This is a genomic window from Arthrobacter sp. NPDC056493, assembly GCF_042795115.1.
In the GTDB taxonomy this organism is placed as follows: Bacteria; Actinomycetota; Actinomycetes; order Actinomycetales; family Micrococcaceae; genus Arthrobacter.
The window spans coordinates 1-9,952 of the sequence record NZ_JBHTSL010000098.1 but is presented as its reverse complement, the minus strand read 5'-3'; the positions used below and the strand labels follow the sequence as shown (position 1 = coordinate 9,952).

Here is a 9,952-nt window from a genome sequence, read left to right as displayed (position 1 = left end):
AGCCGGAAGGCTGCGGGCCCTGCCTTTTTCGTATTCCTGGCCCGGCCGGGCCGGCTTGCCTCTGTCCGGCCAGCCTATTTCTTGACCGCTACCAGCAGCCCGTCACCGGTGGGAAGCATGGCAGAAGCCAGCCGGTCGTCGTCGCGCACGGCCTTGCCCACCTGGCGGAGCACAACGGTGGTCGCGTCGCGGACCGCAGGGTTGGACACCCGGTCCTTGTCCAGGGCGTCATTGACGATCAGCAGGCCGCCGGTCTTGAGCAGGCGCACGGCCTGCTCCACGTAGCGGGGAAAGTTGGGCTTGTCGCCGTCGATGAAGACGAGGTCGTAGGCGGCATCGGTGAGCCGCGGCAGGACGTCGCCGGCACGGCCGGAGATGGTGCGCGTGCGGTTGGCCGGACTGCCGGCTTCCTGGAACGCCTCCCGCGCCGCCTTCAGGTGCTCCACGTCCACGTCGATGGTGGTGAGCACGGCCTGCGGGCCCAGGCCGCGGAGCAGGCAGACGCCCGAGACTCCGGCGCCGGTGCCGATCTCGACGGCGGTCTGCGCCTTGGATGCAGCGGCCAGTACAGTCAGTACGGCACCAACGCCACGGCCGATGGGTGTCACGCCAAGCTCGAACGAACGCTCCCGGGCGCGCAGCAGGACCTCATCCTCGGCAGGCAGATCTTCTGCATAGGACCAGCTCGTGGACTTATCGGCGCTCATGGATTTCGCTTTCTGGGCGGCAAGGGGGCATGTCCTTACAGCGTACTTGGTTGGACGGCGCCCGACAGGCAAGTGACAGCAGCAACGCCTGTGATGGCGGATACTCCCACGCTGTGCGGTGAATCGTGACGACAACCCGCGGAAACCAGGCAGGAAAATCCGGGTAAAAAGTTGCGCCTTGAGCAAAGAAGGGCACTGCAGTCAGGAAATTCCCAGCCAACTTTGACATGATAATAATCCGCTCATCCAAGTGGTGACCGGCGCCGAACCAATGATGTAAAGCACGTCAGGCGTTATTACATCCACGAGGGGAGTGGACGATGTCAGCATCCGTTGCGGCACCTGTCCCTGCAACTGAAGAGCAAGCCGCCGAGTGGGCCATGCCCACGTGGGAGGAAGTGGTCACCAACCACTCCGCCAAGGTGTACCGGCTCGCCTACCGGCTTACCGGTAACAAGTACGACGCCGAGGACCTCACCCAGGAGGTGTTCGTCCGGGTCTTCCGTTCCCTGGAGAACTTCAAGCCGGGAACCCTGGACGGCTGGCTGCACCGGATCACCACCAACCTCTTCCTGGACCAGGCGCGGCGCAAGAGCCGCATCCGCTTTGACGCGCTGGCCGAGGACGCCGAATCCCGGCTGCCCGGCCGGGAACCCGGCCCCGAGCAAAGCTTCGAACTCAACAACCTGGACCTCGACGTCCAGGCCGCCCTCGAGGAGCTGCCGCCGGACTTCCGTGCCGCCGTCGTCCTGTGCGACCTTGAGGGGCTGTCGTACGACGAAGTCGCCGAGGCCCTGGGCGTGAAGCTGGGCACGGTCCGTTCACGCATTCACCGCGGCCGGACCATGCTCCGCGAAAAGCTTGCCCACCGCGATCCGCGACCGCTTCAGGCGCGCAAGCCGCGGCTGAAGATGCCCCGCATCGCCGGCGTTCTCTGATCGGCGACATGCGTCAGCTACATCGCTTGCTGGAGGGGCTCAGGAAGAACGCAGGGTTTCCGCCGCTTACCGGTGCACGGCACCCGCAGACGACGGAACACATCCGGGCGTGCGCCGAATGCGCCGGCGCGCTGCACCGGCAGCGGCAGTACATTGAGCGGCTCCGTACGGCCGCAGTCCCGGCCGCCAGTGACGAACTGACAGCGCGGCTCCTGCTCCGCACCCAGCAGTTGGCCATGGCGCCGGCCCCTGTTTACCGGCCCAGCCGGATGAGGCTGGCGGGGCTGGCCGGAGGGGTAGCCGTGGTGGCGGCCGGGGCCGTGGCCGCCGGAGCCTACACGGTTGCTGGTGAACCCAGGCAGTACGCCGCGGGTACCGCCTCCCTGTATGGCCAGTCCGGGCATTCCCCGGGAACGGACAGCCGGCTCGCCGCGCTGCGGTCCTCCGGCTGGACGTGCCCTGAACTGCGGGCCATGGGCTTCCATCTTGTTTCCGCCAGCACAACGGTACTGGCGGGCCGGGCCACGGTGGAGCTGCGGCTTACCGACGGGCAGCACACGGCACGGATTCTGGAACAGCACCAGGGATCGCCGGCAGCGCCCTGGCCGGTCAACCCGCTGACCGGCCACCCGGCGGGAAGCGACGGGTATGTCGCCGCTGAGCTGCCGGGAACGACGGCGGACGGCCAGGTCTGGGTCAAGGCGGGATCGCCGTGGAGTGCGATCTACCAGACGTCGCGGAGCACCTTCACCTACGTGTCGGACCTGCCCGCCGCCTCGGCCGACGACGCCGTGGCGATGCTCGCGGGGGCCGGAGGTGCGGCCAGCCCAGGTCTTGCCGCCGGGACGGCCGCGGCCAGTGGCAGCGCCGGAGTTCAAGGACCAGCGCAGGAAACTGCCGTCGACCGGGTCGAACGCGGCCTGCGTAAAATAGCCCGCCAGTTGGGGCTTTGAGGAGCCTCCCCGGCCCCGCAGCATGCCCTCACCGGACGCTGGCCGGGTCGAAATCGTCACTGCCTCCCCGGAGAGGGTAATCTTCCTAAAGTGTTTGGAATCAACGGCCCGGAGTTTATCCTTCTGCTGCTCATCGGCATTCTGGTGATCGGCCCCCAAAGGCTGCCCGAATACACCCAGAAACTGGCAAACCTGGTCCGTGAAGTGCGCCGGATGGCCTCCGGCGCGCGGGATCAGATCAAGGAAGAGGTCGGCATCGACATCGATGATGTCGACTGGAAGAAATACGATCCCCGCCAGTACGATCCCCGGCGCATCATCAAGGAAGCGCTCCTGGAGGACGACACCAAACCGGTCAGTGCCGGCGGTCCCGCGGCAGTGGCCGCTGCGGCGTCGGCCGCCGCTTCCTCCGCGGAGGAGCGGCCGGCGCGCATCATCGAGCAGCTGCCATACGGCGAAGCGGCGCCGTTCGATTCGGAAGCCACCTAGCCCGGTTTCGGGGGGCTCTGCCAGCGGGCTTCGACAGGATCAGCCAGCGGGCGTGGTCAATCAGCGGGGCTGGACGTCCAGCTTCATCCCGGCCAGTCCCCGCGGCCTGGCCGCGAGTTTCCCGGCGATGCCGGACAGTGCCGCCGCGGCAGCCGTGTCCGGGCCGCCCAGGACGATGGGCGTGCCTGAGTCGCCGCCTTCCCGCAGCAGAATATCCAGCGGAATCTGGCCCAGCAGCGGCACGTCCGTGCCGGTCGATGCGCTGAGCCGCTCGGCGAGCACCTCCCCGCCGCCGGTGCCGAACAGGTCCATCCGGCCGCCGTCGGGCATCTCCAGGAAGGACATGTTCTCGATGACCCCGGCCACCGTCTGCCCGGTCTGGGTGGCAATGGCGCCCGCGCGCTCCGCGACGTCGGCCGCGGCGGCCTGGGGAGTGGTGACCACCAGGATCTCGGCCTTGGGCAGCAGCTGCGCCACCGAGATGGCGATGTCGCCGGTGCCCGGCGGGAGATCCAGGAACAGGGCATCCAGGTCGCCGAAGTAGACGTCGGTGAGGAACTGTTCCAGTGCCCGGTGCAGCATCGGCCCGCGCCAGGCCACGGGCTGGTTGCCGGTGACGAACATGCCGATGGAAATGACCTTTACGCCGTAGGCCACCGGCGGCAGGATCATGTCGTCCACCCGGGTGGGGGCCTGGGTGATCCCCATCAGGGCCGGCACCGAGAAGCCGTACACGTCCGCGTCCACGATGCCCACGCGCAGTCCCTGTGCCGCGAGGGAGCAGGCGAGGTTGACCGTCACAGAGGACTTTCCCACGCCCCCCTTGCCGCTGGCCACCGCGAAGACCTTGGTGAGGGACCCCGGCTGGTTGAACGGGATGCCCCGTTCGCCGCCGGGGCCGCGCAGCTGCTCCTTCAGCGCATCGCGCTGGGCCTGGGTCATGACCTTCAGGTCCACTTCGACGGCGGTCACGCCGGGAACGTCCAGCAGTGCCGCCTCGGAGTCCCTGGTGATGGTGCCGCGCAGTGGGCAGCCGGCAATGGTGAGCAGCACCGCCAGGCGGACGGTCCCGTCGTCGGAGATCTCCACGGAGTCCACCATGCCCAGTTCGGTGATGGGGCGCCGGAGTTCCGGGTCGATGACGGTTGCCAGGGCAGCGTTGACTGCCTGAACGAGGGTGGTGCTCATGCCGTGGTGCTCAGCTTTCGGGAGAGGTGGGTCGGTGGGCTGCCCGGCCGTGCCGCGTTTTTTCAGACTTGACCTTGGGAATCTGCTGCGTGCGGGGGTTGCGTTGTTTTTCCCGCTTCTCCTTCAGTTTTTCCCGGACCAGTTCGCGCGGCGATTCATGGATTCCGGGCCCGGAAGGCTCGTGCGTGCGGAGCTCCTCCTGGGCTTCCAGGAGGTCCTCGAGCAGGCTGCGCAGTTCCGCCCGGACGTAGTCGCGGGTGGCCACTTCACGTAGCGCGATCCGGAGCGAGGCCAGTTCCCGGGTCAGGTATTCGGTGTCCGAGAGGTTGCGCTCGGCCCGCTGGCGGTCCTGCTGCAGGGAGACCCGGTCCCGGTCGTCCTGGCGGTTCTGCGCGAGCAGCAGCAGCGGCGCGGCGTAGGAGGCCTGCAGGGACAGCATCAGTGTCAGGAGCGTAAACCCGAGTTCGACCTTGTCGAACTGCCATTCCGTGGGGGCGAAGGTATTCCAGGCCAGCCAGAATACACAGAACACCGTCATGTAGACCAGGAACTGCGGCGTGCCCATGAAGCGGGCGAAGCCCTCCGTTGCGTGGCCGAAGGCATCGGGGTTAGGCGAGAACTTGGGGAGGATGCGCTGGCGGCCGCTCAGCGGCGTGTCCAGGCTTCCCTGGGCTGCCGGCTTTCCGCCGGGACGGGTTCCCTTTGCCGTGTTCTCAGCCAATGCGGCCACCAAGCTTCCTGACCGGGGCCTCGCCGTCGTTCGCCCGCCAGTCATCAGGCAGCAGATGGTCCAGGACGTCGTCCACCGTCACCGCGCCCACCAGCCGGCCGGCCTGGTTGACCACCGGCAGCGAGTTCAGGTTGTACGTGGCGAGCGTTCGGGCCACTTCGCTGATGTGGGCCAGGTCCGAGAGCGGCTCCAGGTTCTTGTCCACAAGGTTGCCCAGCGACTCGAACGGCGGGAAGCGGAGCAGCTGCTGGATGTGCACCACGCCGAGGAAGCGGCCGGTGGGGGTTTCCAGCGGCGGACGGGCGATGAAAATTGACGAGGCGAGGGCGGGGGAGAGTTCCTCTCGCCGGACGTGGGCGAGGGCCTCGGCCACCGTGGCTTCCGGCGGGAGGATGACCGGAACGGGGGTCATGAGGCCGCCGGCTGTGTCCTCGTCGTATTCGAGGAGGCGCCGGACGTCCTCGGCGCCTTCGGGCTCCATCAGCTGAAGAAGTTCCTCGGCCTGGGCGGTCGGGAGCTCGCCGAGGAGGTCGGCGGCATCGTCAGGGTCCATCTCCTCCAGGACGTCGGCGGCGCGCTGGACGTCGAGGGCGGAGAGGATTTCCACCTGGTCGTCCTCGGGCAGCTCCTGGAGGACGTCCGCGAGCCGCTCGTCCTGCAGCTCGCTGGCCACCTCGAAGCGGCGTTTGTCGCTCATTTCCTGCAGTGCCTCGGCGAAGTCCGCGGGCTTGAGGTCCTCGTGGTTGGCCACGAACTGGGTGGCCGCCTGGGGTTCCGTCTTGGCACCCTGATGCGCGTCGGCCCAGTCAATGATCATGGTCTCGTTGCGGCGCAGCCTGCTCAGGGGCGCCAGGGAATGCCCGCGCCGGACGAACAGCTTGCTCACGAACCAGTCGCCCGAGCGGTGCTGGTCCATGGCGATGTCCTCGATGGTGGCGTCGCCGCTGCCGTCCGTGAGGGTGACCCGGCGGTCGAACATTTCGGCGACCACCAGGGTCTCGGCACCGCGCTGTTCGAAGCGCCGGAGGTTCACCAGGCCGGTGCAGATGACCTGCGTCTGGTCGATCGAGGTGATGCGCGTCATCGGGACGAAGACGCGCTTCTTGCCGGGAACTTCGACGACGATGCCCACCACGTGCGGGGCACCCCGGGTTCCGCGGGAGAGCACGACGACGTCACGCAATCGTCCCAGACGGTCACCGAGAGGGTCGAAGACGTCCAGTCCCAAGAGGCGCGCGACAAAGACGCGGGTAGGATTCGTGCTCACCTCTACAGGCTACCGAGTCTGCTCTCTTTTAGCTGAATTTTCAGCTCGCACCCATCCTTATAGGCAAGAATGAAGACATGGCGAATATTTTTGGTGCTCCCAAGGCTGGACCCAACGGCTCGGACGAATCGAAGACGGTCCCCACGGGGGATACCGTCGGCTCGTATACCTCCTACCTGGACGCCCAGAAGGCCGTGGACTACCTCGCCGACCAGCAGTTCCCGGTGCACCTGGTGTCCATCGTGGGGAACGACCTCAAGATGGTGGAGCGGGTGACGGGGCGCCTCAGCTACCCGCGGGTGGCGCTCTCCGGTGCGCTGAGCGGCATGTGGTTCGGCCTGTTCGTAGGGGTCATGCTGTCCTTCTTCACGCCCGCCGGCGGGACGTTTTCCATCATCAGCTCGGTGCTGATGGGTGCGGCGTTCTTCATGCTGTTCGGGATCGTCACCTATGCCATGCAGCGCGGCAAGCGCGACTTCACGTCCACCAGCCAGGTGGTTGCCACCAATTACGACGTCGTCGTGGCCTTCGAGGCGGCCCACGAGGCGCGCCGGCTGCTCCAGCAGTTGCCGATGACGCCTTCCGACGCCACCCCGGGTGGGGGCCCGGCGTCGCACACCCAGCACGATTACCAGAACCAGCCCTACCAGCAGCCGGGCCGGCACCAGGGACCGCCGCAGGGCCCGTCCCAGGGCCAGGCGCCGCAGCGGCCCGCGGGCTGGAACGACCCCTACGGCCAGCGCAGCCAGGACGACAACAGGCACTACGGTGCGGGCGAGCACGGGCAGGGCGGACAGCCGCAGGACCCTAACCAGCAGTATGGCGCACGCCAGCAGGGCCAGGGCACAGAGGGCGCGCCGGCAGCGGACCAGCACCAGGCGTCGTCCGTCCGCTACCCGGACCTGCCGGACGGCCGGCCGCAGTACGGCGTACGCGTTGATCCGAACCAGACCGAGAAGGGCCGGGACGGACAGCAGCAGTAGCAGGCAAAGCAGAAGGGACGGCCACCGGATCATCCGGTGGCCGTCCCTTACCGGATCATCCGGTGGCCGTCCCTTACCGGATCATCCGGTGGCCGTCCCTTTCTGTGTCGGTCCGCTTAGCCCTTGGCGTCGATTTCCTGGTAGATGCCGGCCATCCAGGCCTCGACGTCGTCCGCGGTGCGGGGCAGCGCCGCGCTGAGGTTCACGGGCCCCTCGGCGGTCATCAGGATGTCGTCCTCGATGCGCACGCCGATGCCGCGGTACTCCTCGGGAATGGCGAGGTCCTCCTGCTTGAAGTACAGGCCAGGTTCGATGGTGAAGACCATTCCCTCGCGCAGCACGCCGTCCAGGTAGAGTTCCCGCCTGGCCTGGGCGCAGTCGTGGACGTCGAGGCCGAGGTGGTGGCTGGTGCCGTGCGGCATCCAGCGCCGGTGCTGCTGGCCGTCCTCGCCGAGGGCCTCCTCGACCGGGACGGGGAGCAGGCCCCATTCCGCGAGGCGCTCCGCGAGGACAGTGGTCGCGGCGGTGTGGATGTCGCGGAACTTCACGCCGATCCGGGCAGCCGCGAAGCCGGCATCGGCCGCATCCAGGACGGCTTCGTAGATCTTGCGCTGCACGTCCGAGAACCGGCCGTTGGCCGGAAGCGTGCGCGTGATGTCCGCGGTGTAGAGCGAATCGGCCTCTACCCCGGCGTCCAGCAACAGGAGCTCACCGGCGTTGACCCTGCCGGTGTTGCGGGTCCAGTGGAGCACGGTGGCATTGTTGCCGGAGGCGGCGATCGTGTCATAGCCGAGCTCGTTGCCTTCCTCCCGGGCACGGGCAAAGAAGGCGCCTTCCACCACGCGTTCGCCGCGGAAGTGCGTCAGCGCGCGGGGCAGGGCCTTGACCACTTCGGTGAAGCCCTCCACGGTGGCGGCCACCGCGATCTGCATCTGCTCGATTTCCCACTCGTCCTTGGTCAGGCGGAGCTCGGAGAGCGCTTCGGAGAGCTTCTCGTCGAGGGCGTCCAGCACGCCCAGGTCCAGGTTGTCCGGGTCCTTGGCGGTGTTGTAGCGGGCGGTGTCCACGAGGGCGTCGATGTTTTCGTCCACCTTGCGCACCAGACGGATGGAGACGCCGCCGATTTCGGGTGCGCCGACGTTCTTGGTGACGGCCACCTCGAGTTCATCGATGTGGGCCGTGGGGATTCCGAGCCGGGCCTCAAACTCGGCCAGCGTGGGCCGTGCCCCGATCCAGAATTCACCCGACCGCGCGTCGGCGTAGAACTGTTCGGTGTCCCGTCCGGCCAGCGGCCGGAAGTAGAGCGTGGCGCGGTGGTTGCCGCCGTCGTCGCCCTTTCCCTCCCCAACGGGCTCAAAGATGAGCACGGCGTCGGGCTCATGGTCCAGCCCGAGGCCGGTCAGGTGGGCGAAGCCGGAGTGCGGCCGGAAACGGTAGTCGCAGTCGTTGGACCGGACCTTCAGCGGCCCGGCCGGAAGCACCAGGCGTTCGCCCTTGAACTGCTCGGAGATGGCCCGCCGCCTCCTCGCGGCGTGGCTGGCTACGGTGTCCCGTTCAGGGGTCACCTGCGGCGCGGGCGCCCAGTTGCTGGCCATGAAGGCCTTGAAAGCCGGGGAACTGGGCCGCTGGGAGCGGTTGTTGACGCGCTCTTCCAGGGGCTGGGAAGCTGTGTTTTCACCGTTGTGGGTGTTGTCTGCAGAGTTCACCGTCCCATCGTCTCACCAGCCGAGCGGCTTAGGCCAACGGTGGCGCGGGATGCAGAATCATGCCCGTCCCGGCTACAGGGGCGCGCCATCTACTAGGCTGGGCTGGTGAGGATAGATCTGCATGCCCACTCGAATATTTCCGACGGCACGGAAACACCGGCGGAGGTCATGGCGGCCGCGGCGGCGGCAGGGCTGAACGTCATTGCGCTGACGGACCATGACTCCACGGACGGCTGGGAGGAAGCGTCCCGGGCGGCCATTGACAACGGCGTGGCACTGGTGCCCGGCATGGAGATTTCCTGCCGGACGGAGCGCGGGATCAGCGTCCACCTTCTGAGCTACCTGCACGACCCCACGCACCCGGGCCTGCTTGAAGAGATCACGAAGGCCAGGGAAGCCCGCCTGACGCGTGCCGAACGCATGGTCACGCTGCTGGCCGAGGATTACCCCCTGAGCTGGGATGACGTGATCCATCATGTGGCACCGGGGGCTACGCTGGGACGGCCGCACATCGCCGACGCCCTGGTGGCGGCGGGGGTGGTGGCGGACCGTTCCGAGGCCTTCGCCTCGATCCTGACCTCTCACTCGCGCTACTTCGTGCAGCACTACGCGCCGGAGCCGGCCTTCGCCGTCGAACTGGTCCGCGCAGCCGGCGGCGTTCCCGTGTTTGCCCACCCCGTCGCCTCCGCGCGGGGGCGCATCGTGGGCGAAGGCACGTACCACAACATGATCGACGCCGGCCTGGCCGGGCTTGAGGTCAACCACCGGGACAATCCGGAAGAGGGCCGGGAATTCCTGCGTAAGCTGGCCGCCCAGCACGGGCTCCTGGTGACCGGTTCCTCGGACTACCACGGCCTGGGCAAGCCCAACCGGCTGGGCGAGAACCTGACCGCGCCGGACGTGTTCGCGCGGATCGAGGAGCTGGGCACGGGGACCCCCGTCGTGCGCTAAACCCAACTGGGTAGCACGTCAGGGCGTTCCCAGCGCTGGG

Annotated in this window: 10 protein-coding genes; 5 read left to right on the top strand and 5 right to left on the bottom strand. The window is 67.7% G+C overall.

Annotated features, from left to right (window positions below; genetic code table 11):
* Window positions 1-74: 74 nt before the first annotated feature.
* Entirely contained in the window at window positions 75-707 is a 633-nt protein-coding gene (locus ACFQ50_RS23795) for an O-methyltransferase (protein ID WP_377998075.1), read from the bottom strand.
* A 320-nt stretch (window positions 708-1,027) separates the two neighbouring features.
* On the opposite strand from ACFQ50_RS23795, the gene sigE reads away from it, so the two are divergent.
* The 3 genes from sigE (at window position 1,028) to ACFQ50_RS23780 (ending at window position 3,087) form a co-directional block, all read left to right on the top strand.
* Window positions 1,028-1,645 (top strand): RNA polymerase sigma factor SigE, encoded by a 618-nt coding sequence (sigE, locus tag ACFQ50_RS23790; protein WP_377998074.1) that lies wholly within the window; start codon window positions 1,028-1,030, stop codon window positions 1,643-1,645.
* Between the two features lie 8 nt (window positions 1,646-1,653).
* Window positions 1,654-2,598 carry an anti-sigma factor gene (locus ACFQ50_RS23785; RefSeq protein ID WP_377998073.1) on the top strand — a complete coding sequence of 315 codons (945 nt, stop codon included), beginning with the start codon at window positions 1,654-1,656 and terminating at the stop codon, window positions 2,596-2,598.
* Between the two features lie 90 nt (window positions 2,599-2,688).
* Window positions 2,689-3,087, top strand: coding sequence for a Sec-independent protein translocase TatB (locus ACFQ50_RS23780; protein WP_377998072.1), 399 nt, complete (start codon window positions 2,689-2,691; stop codon window positions 3,085-3,087).
* 60 nt (window positions 3,088-3,147) lie between these two features.
* Here the strand turns inward: ACFQ50_RS23780 and ACFQ50_RS23775 are convergent, their stop codons facing one another.
* Genes ACFQ50_RS23775 through ACFQ50_RS23765 form a run of 3 tightly spaced genes read right to left on the bottom strand, consistent with a single transcriptional unit; the run spans window position 3,148 to window position 6,272 of the window.
* Complete coding sequence (locus ACFQ50_RS23775) at window positions 3,148-4,275, bottom strand: Mrp/NBP35 family ATP-binding protein (protein ID WP_377998071.1); 1,128 nt, start codon at window positions 4,273-4,275, stop codon at window positions 3,148-3,150.
* Between the two features lie 10 nt (window positions 4,276-4,285).
* Window positions 4,286-5,005 carry a DUF1003 domain-containing protein gene (locus ACFQ50_RS23770; RefSeq protein WP_377998070.1) on the bottom strand — a complete coding sequence of 240 codons (720 nt, stop codon included), beginning with the start codon at window positions 5,003-5,005 and terminating at the stop codon, window positions 4,286-4,288.
* Window positions 4,989-6,272: a magnesium transporter MgtE N-terminal domain-containing protein gene (locus ACFQ50_RS23765; protein ID WP_377998069.1), complete on the bottom strand. Its 1,284-nt coding sequence runs from the start codon at window positions 6,270-6,272 to the stop codon at window positions 4,989-4,991. The genes ACFQ50_RS23770 and ACFQ50_RS23765 overlap by 17 nt, the downstream gene beginning before the upstream one ends.
* Window positions 6,273-6,349: 77 nt before the next feature.
* Between ACFQ50_RS23765 and ACFQ50_RS23760 the strand changes: the two genes are divergently transcribed.
* Window positions 6,350-7,255, top strand: coding sequence for a general stress protein (locus tag ACFQ50_RS23760; protein WP_377998068.1), 906 nt, complete (start codon window positions 6,350-6,352; stop codon window positions 7,253-7,255).
* 116 nt (window positions 7,256-7,371) lie between these two features.
* Here ACFQ50_RS23760 and ACFQ50_RS23755 read toward each other — a convergent pair whose 3' ends face one another.
* Window positions 7,372-8,961, bottom strand: a complete 1,590-nt coding sequence (locus tag ACFQ50_RS23755) for an aminopeptidase P family protein (RefSeq protein WP_377998067.1) — start codon at window positions 8,959-8,961, stop codon at window positions 7,372-7,374.
* A 105-nt stretch (window positions 8,962-9,066) separates the two neighbouring features.
* On the opposite strand from ACFQ50_RS23755, the gene ACFQ50_RS23750 reads away from it, so the two are divergent.
* A complete protein-coding gene (locus tag ACFQ50_RS23750) occupies window positions 9,067-9,912 on the top strand; it encodes a PHP domain-containing protein (RefSeq protein WP_377998066.1) in 846 nt (281 codons plus the stop codon).
* The last annotated feature ends 40 nt before the right edge of the window (window positions 9,913-9,952 follow it).